Here is an 18,067-nt window from a genome sequence, read left to right as displayed (position 1 = left end):
GGGCACAATCTGTCCCCGCACCTCCGACCCACTGGAGCGGTCCTTGCCGAGCGACGCCCAACTCCCGCAGCCCGCCGATCACTTCGTGCTCCGCTTCGCCGGGCTCCCCGCCGCCGCGCTCGGCCCGCTCCGCGCGCCGCGCGCCGCCGCGCGGGCCGACGAGGCGCTGGAGCTGGAGCGGCACCTCGCGGAGCTGGCGCCCGGCGCCGGGGACGCGCTCGCCGAGGCCGTGGCCGGTACGGGCGAGGGCGACACGCGCGGGCGGCGGCGGCTGCTCGCGCTGCGCCGCGACATCCACAACCGGCGCGCCCCCTCCGACCCGGACCCCGACGCCCTGCTCGGAACGGTCTCCCCCGGGGCCGCGGCGCCGGTCCGGGCGTGGCTCGCGGCACGCCGCCGTTACGACGACACGCTGGCCGAGGCCGACCACGCGCTCGCCGCCGAACTCCGCGACGCGCGCGCCCATCTCCGTACGCTCGCCGGGGAACCCGTGCTGCGTGCCGGGCTCCAGGCCGCCTCGCCGTCGCTGGACGCGGCGCTCCCCGCGTATGTCGCGGCGGGCGACACGCCGCCGCGGGGCAAGAGCGCGCGCAAGGCGGAGCGGGCCCTGGTGTCGTACGTGCAGCGGGCCGCGCTGAAGACCAGCCCGTTCAGCACGCTGACGGCCGTCGCCCACGGACGGTTCGGGCGGGGCGGGCCCCCGGAACCCGTCGGGCTCACCGGCGACGGCCCGCCGCGCCTGGTCACCCGCGCGCGTCCCAGCCTCGTCGCCGTGCACGAGATCATCACCGCCGCCCGCGAGGCCGCCACCCGCGCCGTCACGGCCCACGAGGTCACGGCCCGCGACGGCGCCGCCGCCTCCGTCCTCCCGGTGCGGCCCGTCGGCGGGCTGCGCCGCCAGGACGGGCGGGTGCGCTACGTCCGCCGCCGCTACCGCTCCGTCTCCCCCGACGATCTGACGCTCGCCGCGCCCGGCGTCCTGGAGGAGTCCGTCTCCCAGCTCTCCGTCGGCACGGTGCTGCACGAGGTGCTCGCACTCCTGGAGGAGGACGACCGGCTCACGCTCCCCGCGCTCGCCGCGCGGCTGCACGCGGCGGACCCCGGCGGCAGGCCGCGCGACCAGCTCGACGCCTACCTCGCGCGCCTGGTCGAGCTGGGGCTGCTCACGTTCCCCGCGCTCGCCCTGGACGTCCACCACCCCGACCCGGTCGCCGACCTCGCCGCCCGCCTGCGCGACACCGCAAGCGCCGGGAGGACCGAGAACGCCGGGAGCGCCGGGCACACCCACGGACCCGCCCACCACCCCCTGGCCGACACGCTCGGCCGTCTCTCCGCCCACGCCGCCGCCTTCCCCCTCGCGCCGCGCGAGGAACGCGCCCGCCTCGTCCGCGCGATGCGCGAGGCGAGCGCGGAGGCGCAGCGTGCGCTCGGGCGCGCCGAGCCGGTCGTGCCGCGTACGGCGGTCTACGAGGACGCGGTCCCCGCCGGGCGTGTCGCGACCGCCTCGGCCGAGGCGTGGGAGGAGGGCCCGCTGCCCGCGCTGCGGCGGTTCGCACGCGTGCTGCCCGCCTTCGACCTGCTGCTCTCCGACCGGCTCGTGGCGCGCGGACGGTTCCGGGAGCTGTACGGGCCCGGCGGCACCTGCGAGGACGTGGCGGGCTTCGCGCAGGACCTGCACACGGCGTGCGGCGAGTGGCTGGCGGGCTCCGGCGGGCGGCTCGGGAGGCTCGGACGGCTGGCGCGGGACGGGACGTACGAGCCGCGCCCGAACCCGTACGGCCTGCCGGAGGTCGAGGCGCTGGACGCGGCACACCGGGCGTTCGCGACGGCGCTGCGGGAACGGCTGCACGCGCTGCCCGACGGCGACACGTCCCCCGAACTCCGCCTGGACGAGCTGGACGAGGACGTGTTGGACCGTGTCGCGGCGCTGCTCCCCGAGGACAGGGGCGCCATGCCGCGCAGCCACAGCTTCTACCTCCAGTGGGCCTCGGACACGGGCCCCCAGGAGGACGGACTCGCCGTGCTGAACTGGGCGTACACCGGCATGGGCCAGCCCCTCGCCCGGTTCGTGCGCTCCTTCGGGCCGGACGCGGAGGCCGAGCTGAGCGGCGCGCTGCGGCGGCGACACGCCCGGATGCTGCCGCCTGACGCGGTGTTCGCCGACCTCAGCGGCGGCTACGACACCTCGAACCTCTCCCTCCGGCCCGCCTTCGCCCCGTACCGGCTGACGGGCCCGGCGGAGGCCCCGTACGGCGGCGACGGCGCGTGTATCCCCTTCTCCGACCTGGTCCTCGTGGACGACGAGGACTCCGGCGAACTCCAGCTCCGCTCCCGCCGCCTGGGCACGCGCGTGATCCCCCTCTATCTGGGCGGGCTCATCCCCATGGCGCTGCCGCGCGTGCAGCGCACGCTCCTCGCGCTCTCACCCGCCGCGATGCCGCTCTCCGATGTGTGGGCGTGTCTCGCCGATCCGCCCCGGCACCGGCCTCGGGTGCGCCTCGGGAACCTCGTGCTGGCCCGTCGCTCCTGGCGCTTCGGGCGTGGCGAGCTGCCCCCGGCGACGTCGGCGTACGGCGCCGACACCGCACGCGGCCTGCTCGACCGGCGCCGCTGGTGGCGGCGCGCCGGGCTCCCGCCGCGCGCGGTCGTCCGCGCGGGCCCCCGCGACAAGCCGCTGCCCGTCGACGCGGACAGCTCGCTGTCGCTGGCGCTGTGCGACCACGCGCTGGCGTCATCGGAATCGGACGCCGTGTTCACCGAGATGCTGCCCGACCTGCCCCACCTCCCGCTGCGCGCCGGCGGATCCGCGTACGTCTCCGAGCTGTGCGTGGAGCTGGACCTGCTCCGGGACGACCCGGACGACGGAAGCCGGAACGACCCGAACAACGGAAGGACGAGGCGATGACCGACCGCGCCGACGCCCCGCCACCCCGCCTGTCCGAGCCCGCGACCCCTCTCAACGCCGACGACCGCGACCCCGCGGACCTGCGCCCCGGCGAGTGGCTGTCCGCGCACGTCTACCACGCGGGCAACCGGATCCCGCTGCTCGTCGAGTGTGTGGACCCGCTCTTCGCGCGGCTGCGCGCCGAGGGCCTGGCGGACGGCTGCTACTTCCTCCGGCACTGGCTGGAGGGCCCGCACATCCGGCTGCGGATCCGCCCGGCGGACGGCGCGCTGCCGCGCGTGCTGGAGGAGGTCGAGGCGGCCGTGCACGCGTTCCTGCGCCGCCGCCCCTCCGTCTACGACCCGGAGAACGATCTGAGCGACGCGCAGTACCGGCAGCGGTTCCTGCTGGAGTTCTCCGAGGAGCAGTGGCAGGAGCGCTACGGCCCGGATCTCGTACGGATGCCGCGCCGCCCCAACAACTCGCTCGCGTACGTCGCGTACGAGCCCGAGCTGGAGCGGTACGGCGGGCCCGCGGGCGTCGAGCTGGCCGAGTGGCAGGCCGACCGGTCCAGCGCGCTGGTGCTGGAGCTGCTGAAGGCCGCGCGGACCCACATCAAGAGCGTCCGGCTGGGCATCGCCGGGCAGGTGATGGCGGCGCTGGCGCTCGGGCTGCTGGAGGACGTGCCGCGCACGGCCGCGTTCCTGGAGTGGCGCGTGGCCGCCTGGGAGCACCTCTTCCGGGACCGGCACGCCGAGTACGAGGCGGCCTACCGGCGGATGGCGCCCTCGCTCGGCACGCGCGTCGAGGACCTGTACGAGGGCGTGGTGCGCGGCCGTACGGAGCGGCTCGCGGGATTCGTACGACAGTGGGCGGAGCACGGCGCGGAGCTGCGGGAGCCGGTCGACGCGGCGGCGGCACGCGGCGAGTTGCGCTTCCGGCGGCCCGGCGGCGGGAACGGCCCGCGCGGCGAGGGCGAGTGGCGCGCCGTCTCCCCCGAGGAGGCGCGCCCGGCGCTGCTGGCCAGCTTCACACACATGGCGTGCAACAGGCTCGGTGTGACGGTCGGCAGCGAGGACTACCTCGGATACGTGCTGAGCCGGGCGTTCCGGGATCGGTTCAGCTCATCGGGTGGACAGCAGGAGATCCCTTGACGCCCCCGAACGCGGATCTTCAGAATGGCCGGACCCGCCGGTCACCCGAACTGGCGATCAAACGGAGGGAGTTGAACATGCTCGCAGACGAGCTGGCCACGCTGGAGGCCGAGGCCTTCGAGATCGAGGAGATCGAGGAGCCCGCGCACGCCATCGCCAGCACCACGGCGTCGGGTCCGCCCCCGCTGTGCAACCCCGACGGCAGCCACTGAGCCGTCGCGGGCCCACCGGAATGGGCCGACCTGTAGACCACCACTGAACCGGAGAAGACGGTGACCCAGGAAGCACGACGGCCCCGCGGCACCAGCGAGGTGTGGGAGGCCGCCGACCTGGTCACCCCCATGGCCGTGCGCGTCGCGGCCACGCTGCACCTCGCCGATCACATCGGCGAGGCTGCGGCGCCCCTTCCGCTGCTCGCGGAGCGCACCGGCACGGAGCCGCGCCTGCTGAAGCGGCTGCTGGACCATCTGGTCAACGCGGAGATCCTCACCGAGCCCGAGCCCGGTTCGTACGGACTGACCGCGACCGGCGAGCAGTTGCGCGGCGACTTCCCCGGCTGCCCGCGCGACTGGCTGGACATCACGGGCGCGTTCGGGCGCGGCGATCTCGCGCTCGTCCATCTGCTGGAGACGGTCCGCACCGGAACGCCGGGCTACGACCTCGCGTACGGGCGTACGTTCTGGGAGGACCTGGACGCGGACCCTGCGCTGTCCGGATCGTTCGACACGCTGCTCTCCTCGCTGCTCGTGGAGCGCGAGACGAAGGCCGCGGCCGACGGGTACGACTGGGAGGCGCTGGGCCACCTGGTCGACGTCGGCGGCGGCGACGCGACGCTGCTCTCGGCGCTGCTCACCGCGCACCCCGGGCTGCGCGGCACGCTCGTGGAGCTGCCCAAGCCCGCGGCGGCGGGCCGCGAACGGCTGGCCGCCGAGGGGCTCTCGGGCCGGAGCGCCGTCGTCGAGTCCAGCTTCCTCGACCCGCTGCCCGACGAGGCGCGGGGCGCGGGCGGCTATCTGCTCTCGGTCGTCCTGCACGACTGGGACGACCACCACGCGCTGGCGATCCTGCGGCACTGCGCACGGGCCGCCGGGCCCGGCGGCAGGGTGCTGCTGATCGAGGGCCTGCGCGACGATCCGCAGGGCGCGCGGGTGCGCACCGGCATGGACCTGCGGATGCTGACGTACTTCGCGGGGCACGAGCGCACCCGCGAGGAGTTCGCGGAGCTGGCCGACCGCGCGGGGCTCGACATGGGCGTGGTCCGGAAGCTGACGTACTACCGCTCGCTGGTCGAACTCGTCGTGCGCTGACCGTCGTCGCCGACAGTCCTCGCCGACCGCCCCCGGAGCCCGTGCCGGCTACCGCGCGGCGAGCCGTTCGACGTCGGCGAGCACCGGGCCGACGCCGTCCTCCGCGCGCAGCAGTTCCGCGACCCGCGCGGCGCGGCGGGCGTACGCGGGGCGGCGGGTGGCGGCCGTGAGCGCGGCGGCGAGGCGGTCGGCGGTGAGCCGCCGCAGCGGCACGGCGGCGGGCGCGACGCCCAGCGCGGTGAGGCGCGCGGCCCAGAACCCGGCGTCGAACTGTACGGGGACGGGCACCGAGGGCACCCCCGCGCGGAGCCCGGCCGCGGTCGTCCCGGCGCCGCCGTGGTGGACGACGGCGGCCGTCTCGGGGAAGAGCAGGGCGTGCGGCACCTCGTCGACGGTGAGCATGTCGTCGCCCTCCGCCTCCAGCCGGGCCCAGCCGCGCTGCACGATGCCGCGCAGCCCGGCCGCGCGCAGCGCGCGCACCAGGGTCCGGCTCAGTGCGGCGGGGTCGGGGACGGTGGCGCTGCCGAGACCGATGTAGACGGGCGGGGGCCCGGCGTCGAGGAAGTCGCGTACGGGGGCGGGGAGACGGGCGCCGGGCGGGTCGTACGGCCACCAGTAGCCGGAGACGTGCAGGCCCGGGCGCCAGTCGGCGGGGCGGGGCACGACGTGTTCGCTGAAGCCGTGGTGGACGGGCCAGCGGCGGCGCTCGCGGGCACGGTGCGTGGCCTGGCGGGCGGCGCTGCCGGGCAGCCCGAGCTGGTCACGGACGGTACTGCGGAGGGTCCCGGCGAAGACGGCGTCCACGGAGGCGTTGACGAGGTGGCCGCCGAGCCTGTTGCCGAGCGCGCCCCAGGAGCGGGTGCCGATGATGGCGGGCCCGAACTCGGCGGTGGGGTGGAGGGGTTGGAGGTAGAGGCCCATGCTGGGCACGGCGAGCCCCTCGCCGAGGGCGTGGCCGATCGGCGCGAGGGAGCTGGAGACGAGGAGGACGTCGCTGTCGCGCGCGGCCGTCACCAGCGGGGGCACCAGTCGGTCGGCGAGGGCCCTGGCCATCCGTACGAGCTTGACGAGCTTGCCGGGGCCGCTGGGGCTGTCGTGCAGGGCCCTGCCGCGCGCGGACTCCAGCTCGGCGCGCGGGTCGACGGGGATCGGCCGGAAGCCGACCCCCGCGGCGGTCACGAGCGGGCCGAAGGAGCCGTGGGTGACGACGGTGACCCGGTGTCCGGCCGCCGCCAGTCCGTGGGCGAGCCCGGTGTAGGGGGCGACGTCCCCGCGCGAACCCGCTGTCATCACCGCAATGCGCATCGGCCCAGTATGACCGCCCGGCCCCGTGAGGGGCGCTCAGACGCCCCGCTCGTCCTTGACCCGGCGGATCTTTCCCACGGACCGTTCGAGCGTGTCCGGATCGACGACGCGGACCTCGACGGAGACGCCGACGCCGTCCTTGACCCCGGCGGCGATGAGCCCCTCGGCCTCGGCGCGCTGTTCGGGGAGCGCGTCGGGCCGCGCCTCGACGACGACGGTCATCCGGTCGAGCCTGCCGCTGCGGGTGAGGTGGAGCTGGAAGTGCGGGGCGACGGCGGGGACGCGGAGCACCAGCTCCTCGATCTGGCTCGGGAAGACGTTGACGCCGCGCACGATGAGCATGTCGTCGCTGCGTCCGGTGATCTTCCGGATGCGGCGGAACGCGGGCCGCGCCGTGCCGGGGAGGAGCCGCGTGAGGTCCCGCGTCCGGTAGCGGATGACGGGCAGGGCCTCCTTGGTGAGCGTGGTGAGGACCAGCTCGCCCTCCCCGTCGGTCGTCTCCTCGCCGAGCGGGTCGACGGTCTCGGGGTAGAAGTGGTCCTCCCACACGTGCAGCCCGTCCTTGGTCTCCACGCACTCCTGCGCGACGCCGGGGCCCATGACCTCCGAGAGGCCGTAGATGTCCACGGCGTGCAGGTCGAGGCGGTCCTCGATCTCGCGGCGCATCTCCTCGGTCCAGGGCTCGGCGCCGAAGATGCCGGCCTTGAGGGAGCAGGTGCGGGGGTCGAGGCCCTGCCGCTCGAACTCGTCGAGCAGCGCGAGCATGTAGGACGGGGTGATCATGATGATCTCGGGCTCGAAGTCCCGGATGAGCTGGACCTGACGGGCGGTCATGCCGCCGGACGCGGGGATGACGGTGCAGCCCGCGCGCTCCGCGCCGTAGTGCGCGCCGAGACCGCCGGTGAACAGCCCGTACCCGTAGGCGACATGGACCTTGTGCCCCGGGCGGCCCCCGGCGGCGCGGATCGAACGGGCCACGACGTCGGCCCACACGGACAGGTCCGAGTCCGTGTAGCCGACGACGGTCGGCAGGCCCGTGGAGCCGCTGGACGCGTGGATGCGCCGCACCTTCTCCATGGGCACGCCGAACATCCCGTACGGGTACGTGTCGCGCAGGTCCGCCTTGGTGGTGAACGGGAAGCGCGCCAGGTCCTCCAGCGAGCGGCAGTCCTCGGGGCGGACGCCCGCGGCGTCGAACTTCTTCCGGTACAGCTCGACGTCCTCGTACGCGTGCCGCAGCGTGGACTGGAGGCGGGTGAGCTGGAGTGCCCGCAGCTCTTCTCGGCCGAGCCGCTCGCCCTCGTCGCGGAGGGCGTCCGGCAGGGGCTCGGCGGGAACGCGGGCGGGCACTCGACTCAATCTGACCCCCGGGGGAATCGACCGATCATTCGGTTCAGACGTGCTGCCGATATCCAGCCACCCGCCTCACCTGCGTGTCAAGACACCGACGCGAAGAGCGCCTCCGCCTTCTCGATGACCCGTACGAGCGCCTCGGGCTCGGGTGTCAGCTCCGCGACGAGCCCGTCGACGGCGGTGAGTCCGGCGCGCTGGAGCAGCGTCTTCTCGTTGGTGACCCACTCGCCGCGCGCGGCGAGCACGGCGTGCGCCGCCTGCGCCGCGGCCGTCGCGAGCGCGCCCGCGACGAGCGTGACGCTGCCGCGCTTCGTGTGGTTGCCCTTGGCGTAGGTGAGGGTCAGCGCCGCGTTGCCGCGCCAGTGCTCGGCCGCGGCGGCGCGGAGCGCGTCCGGGTAGGCAGGGCGCGGGAGTTCACCGCGCAGGACGCGGTTGACGGCCAGCTCGGCGAGGACGAGATAGCTGGGGATCCCGGCGAGGTGGAACATCAGCGGCTCCCAGTGGAACCGGCCCTGCTCCGCCTCGGCCAACTCGTGCTCCACCACGTCCAGGTCGCGGTAGTGGACGTCCACCCGGCGCTCCTCGACGGTGAGCCAGGCCCCGCCGTTGAAGACGCCGCCGCCCCACTCGCCGATGCCGGACACCTCGCCGGGCCAGCCGAGCGCGCGCAGCGTGCCGGGGTCGAAGTCGCCCCGGTAGTAGACGGCCGTGTCCCAGTCGCTGTCGGGCCCGTGCGTGCCTTGAGCACGGGAGCCGCCGAGGGTGACGGCCTCGACGCCGGGGAGCCCGGCGAGCGCGTCGGCGAACCGGTCGAGGAAGGCCTCGTCGTCGTGGGAGAACAGAGGGAAGGAAGGGGTCGCGGGGTTCGCGGGGTTCGCGGTCATAAGGGAATTCCGTTCCGGATGAAGTGACAGTCGGACGCGGCACGCGCGCACGACGCACCCCCGCGCACCGGAGCGGGGCTCAACGGCGCGCGGTACGGGCGCGAACGGTGCGGCGTCAGATCACTTCATGATCGCGACCATACCAGGCCCCCCGAACCGCCGCCCACCCCGGGCTCCGCGCCGAAGCCTCAACGGGAGCGCCCCGCCAGGGGCGCGGGGAACCGCGCGAGCGGCCACGGCGAGAGCCGCGGCCCGCGAAGCACCCCCGGGGGCACCCCGTGCCCGGCCCCGGAGAGGCCGGGCGGGGCGAGGGGGCGGTCAGGGCTGGCGGGTCAGGACCGTTCGGAGGTGTTCCGCGCTGGTCCAGACGTCGTCGACCGGGCCCTTACCCACGGGCTCGCCGGAGAGGATCGTGTCCTGCTCCAGCACGTGCCAGCCCTCGTAGCCGTGCGCGGAGAGGTGGCCGACGATGGCCTCGACGTCGACGTCCCCGGCGCCCAGGGGCCGGTACATTCCCTGCCGTACGGCCTCGGTGTACGCGACCCGCCCCGAGCGGACCTTCTCGGCGAGGCTCGCGTCGACGTCCTTCATGTGCGTGTGCGCGATGCGTTCGGGCGCCTGACGGGCCAGCTCGGCGGGGTCGGTCCCGCCGATGAGCAGGTGCCCGGTGTCGAGGCACAGGGAGATCGTGGAGTCCTCCAGTACGCGCCGCACCTCGTCCCCGTTCTCGATCATCGTGCCGACGTGCGGGTGCAGCACGGCACGTACGCCCCGGTCGGCCGCGAGCGCGGCGAGCCGGTCGAGGTGGGAGAGCAGCCGCTTCCAGCCGCTCTCGTCGAGCACGGGCCGCGAGTCGTAGCCGTCCTGCCCGGTGACGGCGGAGAGGACGAGCGTGTCGGCGCCTGTCGCCGCGTAACTCTCCAGCAGGTGGGCGACCTCGGGGAGCGGGTCGTGCTCGGCGACGTGCAGCAGGAGCGGCGTGAAGCCGCCGACGGCGCGCAGCCCGTGGTGGCGCAGCACGGCAGCCTTCTCCTCCGGGCCGTCGGGCAGGAAGCCCTCGGGCCCGAACTCGGTGGCGGCGAGCCCGACCTCGCGCATCTCCCGCAGCACCCGCTCGGGCGGCAACTGGTAGCCCCAGCCCGGGACCTCGCACACGCCCCACGAGATCGGGGCCCCCGCGATCCGCCGCGCCGCCGGTCCTGCCGTTTCCTGCCGGGTCTGAGGAGTCTGCATCCCGCTGCCTCTCGGTCGTACGGTCCTACGGACGTGATCCACTGGCCAACGGTGCCAACGGTACGCGCCCGTACGGCCGCTACGGAGCGACGGGCCAGGTCACCCCGGTCAGGTCGGGCAGCACGCGGTCCGCGCCGGTGAGCGCGGCGGCGGGCTGGGTGACGGTGAGGGCCACGCAGTACGCGCCGGCCCGGCGCGCGGCCTCGATCCCCGCGGGGGCGTCCTCGAAGACGACGGCGTCCTCGGGCCGTACGTCCAGGAGGGCGCAGGCGCGGAGGTAACCCTCGGGGTCGGGCTTGCCGCGGGTGACGTCGTCGGCGGTGACCAGCGCGTCGAGCAGGTCAAGGACACCGAGCGCGGCGAGTTCGTCCTTGGCGTACTCGCGCGTCCCCGAGGTGACGACGGCCAGCGGCACGCCCGCCGCGCGCAGCTTCCGGAGCAGCGCGACGGCCCCGGGGACGGGGCGGGTAGTGGGCATGCCGGGACCGGCGGAGTAGCCCTTGGCCTCGTCGTACAGCTCCTCCGCCGTGTGCCCGGGGAAGGCGTCCAGGTGCGCGGCGATCGCCTCCTTGCCGGGCCGCCCGGCGAAGGCGTCGAGTTCGTGCGGCGCGACGGGCACGCCGTGCGCGGCGAAGAGCGCGGCCCACGCGGCCCGGCTGCGGGGCTCGGTGTCCACGAGGGTCCCGTCCAGATCGAAGAGGGCGGCGGCCCGCTCGGGGGTGGGGTCGCTGTCGCTGTCGCTGTGCGTCGTCATGGTCTCGATCGTCTCTCGTCTCTCGTCTGTCGTCTCTCGTCACGGGTGTACGGGGTCCGGGGCCGGTGGCGCGGCGGTGCGGGGCGCCGTGGCGCGGAGGGCGGCCGCCGCGGCGGCGAGGGCGAGGGCGGCGAAGCCCGCGACGGTCCAGCGCGGCGGCGGAGCCCGTACGGGCGTCCGCGTCGCGCGGCACCCAGCGCAGGGTGGCCAGGACGAGAAGGACGCCGAGCGGCACGTTGATCAGGAAGACCGGCCGCCAGCCGGTGCCCCACAGGTCGGCGGAGACCAGCACTCCGCCCGGTGCGGGGCGCCTCCGTTCTCGTGATGATCTCCGGCACGCCCTCCAAGGTGCCCCGCGCGGGGCGCGGCGTCCGGCGGGAATCGGACGTCGCGCTGGGCGGGCCCGGGCGGCTGGGGGAAATCCCCCAGCGAGGTCGGAGGTCATCCTCGTTACCCGCCCCGCTCCCCCGTTCGTACCGTCCTGAGCAGTGGTTTTGAGAAGACGGATCCAGGAGTGGCGATGATCGAGGCAAGGGGCCTCACCAAATGGTACGGCGACCGCACCGCCGTCGAAGAGCTGAGCTTCGACGTGGGGCCGGGCGCGGTGACCGGCTTCCTCGGGCCGAACGGCTCGGGCAAGTCGACGACCATGCGCATGATCATGGGCCTCGACCGGCCGGACGCGGGCGAGGTGCGCGTGGCCGGGCGCGCGTACGGCGAACTGGGCTGGCCGCTGCGCGAGGTGGGTGCGCTGCTGGAGGCCCGTACGTACCACCCGGGGCGCAGCGCCCGTCACCATCTGGCCGCGCTGGCCGCCGGGGGCGGGATCCCCCGTGCGCGGGTGGACGAGGTGCTGCGGACGGTGGGGCTCGCGGAGGTGGCGCGCGGGCGGGCGGGCTCGTTCTCGCTCGGCATGGCCCAGCGGCTCGGCATCGCCGCGGCGCTGCTGGGCGACCCGGAGGTGCTGCTGTTCGACGAGCCGGTCAACGGGCTCGACCCGGAGGGCGTGCGCTGGATCCGGGAGTTGATGCGGGGGCTGGCGGCCGAGGGCCGGACGGTGCTGCTGTCGAGCCACCTGATCAGCGAGATGGCGCTGACGGCCGACCATCTGCTCGTCATCGGGCAGGGCACGCTGCTCGCCGACACGTCCGTCGCCGAACTGACGGCGGACGGGCGGACGTTGGAGGAGGCGTTCTTCCGGCTGACCGGCGGGAGCGCGGAGTACCGGGGCGAGACGGCCCCCGCCGCCCCGGCGCGGCACGAGGGGAGGCGGTCATGACGAGCACGGCACACGCCACGGGGCACTACGGCTTCGCGCACGCGGCCCGTATGGAGTGGATCAAGCTGCGCAGCCTGCGCTCGACGGGCTGGGCGCTGCTGCTGACGGTCGTCGGCATGGTCACCATCGGCGTCGTGACGATGGCCAACACCGAGGCGCCGGGCTCCGCTTCGGCGCGGGAGACCTTCGACCCGACGAACAACGTGATGGCCGGTATCGCGCTCGGCCAGCTCCTCGTGGGCGCGCTCGGCGTGCTGCTGATGACCGGCGAGTACGCCTCGGGCACCATCCGTTCCACGCTGGCCGCGATCCCGGACCGGCGGCTGGTGCTGACCGCGAAGGCCGCGGTGTTCGGGGGCCTGGTGCTGGTGGTGGGCGAGGTCGTCGCGTTCGTGACGTTCCTCGCGGGGAGCGCGGCGCTGACCGACGAGGTGGCCGCACCCTCGCTCGGGGACGACGACGTGCTGCGGGCGGTGGTGCTCTCGGGCGCCTACCTCGCGCAGGTCGGCCTGATCGGCCTCGGCCTCGGCGCCGTCGCGCGGCACACGGCGACCGCACTCGGGGCGCTGGTCGGCATCACCTACGTGCTGCCGCTGATCACCGCGGGGCTCACGGGCACGGCCGTCGCCCGGTTCTTCCCCACGATGATCGCCGGCAACTCGGTCGGTGTCGCCGTGCCCGTCGCCGACATGCTGCCCCCGTGGGCGGGCTTCGGCATGCTGTGCCTCTACGTGGCGCTGGCCCTGGGCACCGGTGCCTGGCTCCTCTCCCGCCGCGACGCGTGACGACCGCGTGACCGCCGCGCGGGCCCCCACCTCGTACTCTCGCTCTCACGCTCACCCGCACCGAACGGACACCGCATGCACGCCGATACCCCCTCCACGGTCCGCGCCCTCGTGGGCGGTGGAGTACGGGCCGCGCTGCGGGCTCCGTTCACGCGGCGGGCGTGGGGCGAGACGGCGTACTGCCTGGCCGGGTTCCCGCTCGCGCTCGTCGGGTTCGTGCTCCTGGTGGTGCTGCTCGCGCTGGGCGCCGGGCTGACCGCGACGCTCGTCGGGGCCGTTCTCGGGCTGCTGTTCCTCGTCGCGGGCACCGGGCTGGCGCGCGGCCTGGCGGGGCTGCGCCGGGGGCTCGCCGCCGGGCTGCTGGGCGAACGGGTCGCGGCGCCGCGCCCGTTCCGGCCGGGCAGCGGCGCCTTCGGGCGGCTCGACGCGCGGCTGCGGGACGCGGCGGGGTGGCGCGCGGTCGCGTACGTCGCGGCGAGCCTGCCGGTCGCCTCCCTCGGCGCGTACGCCTTCGCCTGGTGGGCGACCGCGCTGGTGAACCTCACGGCGCCGGTGCGCTGGGCCGTGTTCGGGCAGCATCCGGTGGTGCCGGGCGGGTCGATGCCGGTCGTCACGCCGCTGCCGTTCGGGGGCACGCCGCACCTCACCACCTTCGCCGGGACGTTCGTGGCCGTCGGGATCGGTGCGGCCTCGCTGCTTGTCGCGCCGTGGTTCACGCGGGGCGTGGTCGCCCTGGACCGGCGGCTGATCCGTTCGCTGCTGGGGCCAGAGCCGCTCGCCGCGCGCGTGCGCGACCTGGAGGAGAAGCGGGCGCTCGCCGTGGACGACTCGGCGGCGCTGCTGCGCAGGCTGGAGCGCGATCTGCACGACGGGGCACAGGTCCGGCTGGTGGCGCTCGCGATGACGCTCGACATGGCCAAGGAACGGGTGCGGGACGGCGACGGCGTGCCCTCGGAGGAGGCGGCGCGGCTGCGCAAGCTCCTCGACAGCGCGCACCTCAACGCCACCGAGGCCCTCACCGAGCTGCGCGACCTCGCGCGCGGCATCCACCCGCCCGCGCTCGACGACGGGCTGCCCGACGCGCTCGCCACGCTCGCCGCGCGCAGCGCCGTCCCCGTGGAGCTGGCGGTGGACGTGCCCGAGCGCCCGACGCAGGCGATCGAGACCATCGCGTACTTCTGCGCCGCCGAGCTGCTCACGAACGTCATCAAGCACAGCGGCGCCGCCCGCGCCGAGGTCGCGGTGCGCGGCGAGGGCGGCCGGCTCGTGCTGCGCGTGACGGACGACGGGCGCGGCGGCGCGGTCGCGGGCACGGGGAGCGGGCTGACGGGCCTCGTGCAGCGCGTACGCACGGTGGACGGGACGCTGGAGATCGACAGCCCGGAGGGCGGTCCGACGGTGGTCGCCGTCTCGCTGCCCTTCCACGCGTGAGAGCATGCGGGCCATGCGCGTCGTGATCGCGGAGGATGCCGCGGTGCTCAGGGAGTTGCTGGCTCAGATGCTCACCGAGCGGGGGCACGAGGTGTGCGCCGCGGTGGGCGACGCGGACGCGCTGCGCACGACGGTCGCCGCGCACGGGCCCGATGTCGCCGTGGTCGACATCCGGATGCCGCCGACGCACACCGACGAGGGGCTGCGGGCCGCGCTCGACATCCGGGCCTCGCGGCCGGGGACGGGCGTGCTGCTCTTCTCCCAGTACATCGAGACGAAGTACGCGAGCAGGCTGCTCGCGGGCGGCTCGGCGGGCGTCGGCTATCTGCTGAAGGACCGGGTGGCGAACGTCGCGGAGTTCACCGAGGCCCTCGCCCGCGTCGCGGCGGGCGGCACGGCGCTCGACCCCGAGGTCGTCACCCAGCTCGTGGGCGCGAGCCGCCGCACGGCGGAGCTGGACGCGCTCACCGAGCGGGAGCGCGCGGTGCTGGCGCTGATGGCGGAGGGCCGTTCGAACGCGGGGATCGCGCAGTCCCTCGTCGTCTCGCAGGGCACGGTCGAGAAGCACGTGGCCTCGATCTTCACCAAGCTCGGGCTCCCGGCGTCGGAGGACGACAACCGCCGCGTGCTGGCGGTGCTGCGCTCGCTGCGCGCGTGAGCCCCGTGGGTCTCGTGAGCCCCGTGCGCCCCGTGCGCCGCCGCGTCACTGGCGGCTCAGTACGCGCGTGACGCCCGCCGCGAAGGTGGTCGCGAGCACCCATCCCGCGAGGACGAGGCCGTACGACAGCCACTGGTACGCGCCGTCGGGCGTGTAGCTCTTCTCCTGCCCGAGGTCGATGATCGGCAGCAGCAGGTCGAGGGTGTAGGCGAGGGCGTGGAAGTCGGGCGCCTCCCCGGACGTGAGGGCGCGCGGCGGGCGCAGCCCGTACGTGACGGCGCCGACGAGCAGCAGCCCGGCCAGCCATCCGGCCGCCCGCATCGGCCGGAAGCCGTAGCCGACGGTGGCGTCCTGGAGATGGCCCCACAGGCGCGCGTAGAGCGGGAGCGTGGCGCGGTGGCGGCGCTGCTTGGCGAGCTGCACGGTGCGCGCGGCCGCGTCGTCGCCGATGCGCCGGTAGGAGGCGGTGAGCTGTTCGTACGCGGCGGGGATGTAGCCCTCGACGTCGCGTTCGAGCAGCTCCAGGCGGCGCTCGGCGGGCAGGGGCGGGTTGAGCTTGGTGTAGCTCAGCTCGTCGACGCGCACCTCGTCGGGCCAGACCTCCGGGGTGGCGAAGATCAGGTCGAAGTGGGCGCGGCGCAGATTGACTCCGCCCTCGATCGGCGCGGCCTCGCGCAGCCAGAACTCGCCCGCCCGGCAGCCGCTGGCGCGCAGCGCGGCGCCGCCGGGGTTGCGCAGCCGTGCGTGGGCGAGGTTGAGCTGCCCGGGGACGGCGGCGCCGCGCAGGTTGACCCGGCCGAGCGTGCGCAGCCGCATCGCGTGCAGGTCGGACCCGACGGTCAGCGTCTCGGCCTGGAGCGCGGTGCCGCCGGGCTCTTCGAGCCGCGCGTCGTTCAGGTTGACGACGCCGGAGACCTGCGCACCGTCCAGCAGCACCTGCCCGTACGAGGTGAGTCCGGCGGCCCACAGGTCCCCCTCGACGACCGCGTGCCCGAGCGCGAGCGCCGGGCCCTCGTCCCGGTCCGGGCCGGGGGTCAGGCGGGCGTCGTCCAGGAAGCAGGCGCCGGAGACGCGGGCGGCGCCGAGGGCGACGGGGCCCGTGACGCGGCAGCCGGTGAGGCGGAGGACGCCGTCGACGCGGAGGCCGTCGGCCATGAGGCCCGGCAGCCGGGACTCGCTCAGGCTGAACTGCCGGACCTGGGCCCCGTACAGCAGCGGCGTCTCCTCGAAGTGGCAGCCGCTGAGGGTGACGGGGTGCTCGACCGTGCCGTACTGGAGGTCCAGCGTGCCGGTGATCCGGGCGCCGAGGACCCGCATGCGGGCGATCTCGCCCTCCTCGGTGGGCCTGTCGATCAGCAGGGCCCGCAGCACCTTCGCGCGTACGGTGCGTTCTTCGCTCTCGTTCCCGCTCTCTCCCCCGCCCTCCGTGCGGAAGTCGACGACGTCGCCCCGGCGGAAGGCGTGCCGGACGCGCCACTCGGCCTGGTTCAGCCTCATCTCGTCCATCGGGCAGGAAGTCTGCCCTACCGAGTCCCTAGACGAGCCCCTGGGCGTGCATGGCCTCGGCGACGCGGAAGAACCCGGCGGCGTTGGCACCGAGCACGTAGTCGTCGGGCTCGCCGAACTCGCCCGCGGCGGTGACGCAGTCGGCGTGGATCGAGCTCATCACGGTGGCCAGGCGGGTCTCGGTCTCCTCGAAGGTCCAGCTCTCGCGGGAGGCGTTCTGCCGCATCTCCAGCGCGGAGGTGGCGACGCCGCCCGCGTTGGCCGCCTTGCCGGGCCCGTAGAGGACGCCCGCCTCCTGGAGGACGCCGACGGCGTCGGGGGTGCAGGGCATGTTGGCGCCCTCGGCGACGGCCTGGACGCCGTTCTTGACGAGGGTGACGGCGTGCTGCTCCTCCAGCTCGTTCTGGGTGGCGCACGGGAGGGCGATCTCGCACGGCACGTCGTAGACGGAGCCGGTGGTGGAGAAGGCGGCGCCCGGCCTGGCGTCGGCGTAGGCGGTGAGGCGCTGGCGGCGCTCCAGCTTGACCTCCTTCAGCAGCTCCAGGTCGAGGCCGTCCTCGTCCACGACGTACCCGGAGGAGTCGGAGCAGGCGATGACGCGGGCGCCGAGGGCCTGGGCCTTCTCGATGGCGAAGAGCGAGACGTTGCCGGAGCCGGAGAGGACCACGCGGCGCCCGTCGAGGTTCTGGCCCCGGGTGGCGAGCATCTCGCTGACGAAGTGGACGGTGCCGTAGCCGGTGGCCTCCGTACGGGCCTGCGAGCCGCCCCAGCCGATGCCCTTGCCGGTGAGGACGCCCGCCTCGTGGCGGTTGGTGAGGCGCCGGTACTGGCCGAAGAGGTAGCCGATCTCGCGGGTGCCGACGCCGATGTCGCCCGCGGGGACGTCGGTGTGCTCGCCGAGGTGCCGGTGCAGCTCGGTCATGAAGGACTGGCAGAACCGCATGACCTCGGCGTCGCTCTTGCCCTTGGGGTCGAAGTCGGCGCCGCCCTTGCCGCCGCCGATGCCGAGCCCGGTGAGGGCGTTCTTGAAGATCTGCTCGAAGGCGAGGAACTTCACCGTGCCCAGTCCGAGCCCGGGCACGAAGCGGAGCCCGCCCTTGTACGGCCCGAGGGCGCTGTTGAACTCGACGCGGAAACCCCGGTTGACGTGGACCTCGCCCCTGTCGTCGGTCCAGGGCACGCGGAATATGACCTGCCGCTCGGGCTCGACGAGCCGCTCGACGAGCTTGGCCTCGGCGTACTCGGGCCGCAGCCGCAGCACGGGCGCGAGGCTCTGCAGGACCTCGTGGACGGCCTGGTGGAATTCGGGCTCGCCGGGGTTACGGCGCAGCACTTCGGCGTACACGGCCTCGACACGGGCGTTGACATCCACGGGCATCGTCCTCTCGTCGGTCGGCTCCCGGCGGAGCCAGGTGACGAGGGTACGTGTGCCTGCCACGGAGAGGACGGGCAGGTCAGATGGTGGACGCGGGCCTTCCCCCGCGCAAGCCGTGTCCCGCGACTTCGAATGGGGGTCATCCTCCTCCCGCATGAG

14 protein-coding genes and 1 pseudogene are annotated in these 18,067 nt (G+C 74.8%); 8 read left to right on the top strand and 7 right to left on the bottom strand.

Annotated features, from left to right (window positions below):
* Window positions 1–43 precede the first annotated feature (43 nt).
* The 4 genes from ABD343_RS31160 (at window position 44) to ABD343_RS31145 (ending at window position 5,345) form a co-directional block, all read left to right on the top strand.
* Window positions 44–2,905, top strand: coding sequence for a lantibiotic dehydratase (locus ABD343_RS31160; protein ID WP_344532990.1), 2,862 nt, complete (start codon window positions 44–46; stop codon window positions 2,903–2,905).
* Window positions 2,902–4,038, top strand: a complete 1,137-nt coding sequence (locus tag ABD343_RS31155) for a lantibiotic dehydratase C-terminal domain-containing protein (RefSeq protein WP_344532989.1) — start codon at window positions 2,902–2,904, stop codon at window positions 4,036–4,038. The genes ABD343_RS31160 and ABD343_RS31155 overlap by 4 nt, the downstream gene beginning before the upstream one ends.
* Before the next feature lie 77 nt (window positions 4,039–4,115).
* Window positions 4,116–4,250 (top strand): hypothetical protein, encoded by a 135-nt coding sequence (locus tag ABD343_RS31150; RefSeq protein WP_344532987.1) that lies wholly within the window; start codon window positions 4,116–4,118, stop codon window positions 4,248–4,250.
* A gap of 60 nt (window positions 4,251–4,310) precedes the next feature.
* Window positions 4,311–5,345, top strand: coding sequence for a methyltransferase (locus tag ABD343_RS31145; protein ID WP_344532985.1), 1,035 nt, complete (start codon window positions 4,311–4,313; stop codon window positions 5,343–5,345).
* Window positions 5,346–5,393: 48 nt separating this feature from the next.
* Here ABD343_RS31145 and ABD343_RS31140 read toward each other — a convergent pair whose 3' ends face one another.
* The 5 genes and pseudogenes from ABD343_RS31140 to ABD343_RS31120 all read right to left on the bottom strand — a co-directional run bounded on the left by ABD343_RS31140 (window position 5,394) and on the right by ABD343_RS31120 (window position 10,874).
* On the bottom strand, window positions 5,394–6,650 hold the full coding sequence (locus tag ABD343_RS31140) for a glycosyltransferase (protein WP_344532983.1): 1,257 nt from the start codon (window positions 6,648–6,650) through the stop codon (window positions 5,394–5,396).
* A gap of 36 nt (window positions 6,651–6,686) precedes the next feature.
* The gene (gene paaK / locus ABD343_RS31135) at window positions 6,687–8,000 is read right to left on the bottom strand and encodes a phenylacetate--CoA ligase PaaK (RefSeq protein WP_344532981.1); all 1,314 of its coding nucleotides are present in this window, start codon (window positions 7,998–8,000) and stop codon (window positions 6,687–6,689) included.
* Window positions 8,001–8,659: 659 nt separating this feature from the next.
* Window positions 8,660–8,887, bottom strand: a pseudogene (locus ABD343_RS41045) (nucleotidyltransferase domain-containing protein); the annotation flags it as partial.
* 318 nt (window positions 8,888–9,205) lie between these two features.
* Window positions 9,206–10,120, bottom strand: coding sequence for a sugar phosphate isomerase/epimerase family protein (locus ABD343_RS31125; protein WP_344532978.1), 915 nt, complete (start codon window positions 10,118–10,120; stop codon window positions 9,206–9,208).
* A 79-nt stretch (window positions 10,121–10,199) separates the two neighbouring features.
* The gene (locus ABD343_RS31120; protein ID WP_344532976.1) at window positions 10,200–10,874 is read right to left on the bottom strand and encodes an HAD family hydrolase; all 675 of its coding nucleotides are present in this window, start codon (window positions 10,872–10,874) and stop codon (window positions 10,200–10,202) included.
* 520 nt (window positions 10,875–11,394) lie between these two features.
* On the opposite strand from ABD343_RS31120, the gene ABD343_RS31115 reads away from it, so the two are divergent.
* From ABD343_RS31115 to ABD343_RS31100, 4 genes are all read left to right on the top strand, one after another.
* Window positions 11,395–12,153, top strand: coding sequence for an ABC transporter ATP-binding protein (locus tag ABD343_RS31115; RefSeq protein ID WP_344532974.1), 759 nt, complete (start codon window positions 11,395–11,397; stop codon window positions 12,151–12,153).
* On the top strand, window positions 12,150–12,938 hold the full coding sequence (locus ABD343_RS31110) for an ABC transporter permease subunit (RefSeq protein ID WP_344532972.1): 789 nt from the start codon (window positions 12,150–12,152) through the stop codon (window positions 12,936–12,938). The genes ABD343_RS31115 and ABD343_RS31110 overlap by 4 nt, the downstream gene beginning before the upstream one ends.
* A 75-nt stretch (window positions 12,939–13,013) precedes the next feature.
* A complete protein-coding gene (locus ABD343_RS31105) occupies window positions 13,014–14,369 on the top strand; it encodes a sensor histidine kinase (RefSeq protein ID WP_344532970.1) in 1,356 nt (451 codons plus the stop codon).
* A gap of 13 nt (window positions 14,370–14,382) precedes the next feature.
* Window positions 14,383–15,027, top strand: a complete 645-nt coding sequence (locus ABD343_RS31100) for a LuxR C-terminal-related transcriptional regulator (protein ID WP_344532968.1) — start codon at window positions 14,383–14,385, stop codon at window positions 15,025–15,027.
* Between the two features lie 45 nt (window positions 15,028–15,072).
* Here the strand turns inward: ABD343_RS31100 and ABD343_RS31095 are convergent, their stop codons facing one another.
* Window positions 15,073–16,533: a translocation/assembly module TamB domain-containing protein gene (locus tag ABD343_RS31095; RefSeq protein WP_344532967.1), complete on the bottom strand. Its 1,461-nt coding sequence runs from the start codon at window positions 16,531–16,533 to the stop codon at window positions 15,073–15,075.
* Between the two features lie 28 nt (window positions 16,534–16,561).
* Window positions 16,562–17,911 (bottom strand): NADP-specific glutamate dehydrogenase, encoded by a 1,350-nt coding sequence (gene gdhA, locus ABD343_RS31090; protein WP_425578323.1) that lies wholly within the window; start codon window positions 17,909–17,911, stop codon window positions 16,562–16,564.
* Window positions 17,912–18,067 lie beyond the last annotated feature (156 nt).

Source organism: Streptomyces albiaxialis (assembly GCF_039530985.1).
GTDB lineage: Bacteria > Actinomycetota > Actinomycetes > Streptomycetales > Streptomycetaceae > Streptomyces > Streptomyces albiaxialis.
Note: the sequence above shows the minus strand (reverse complement) of the source record. Positions and strands in the feature narration are given on the sequence as shown.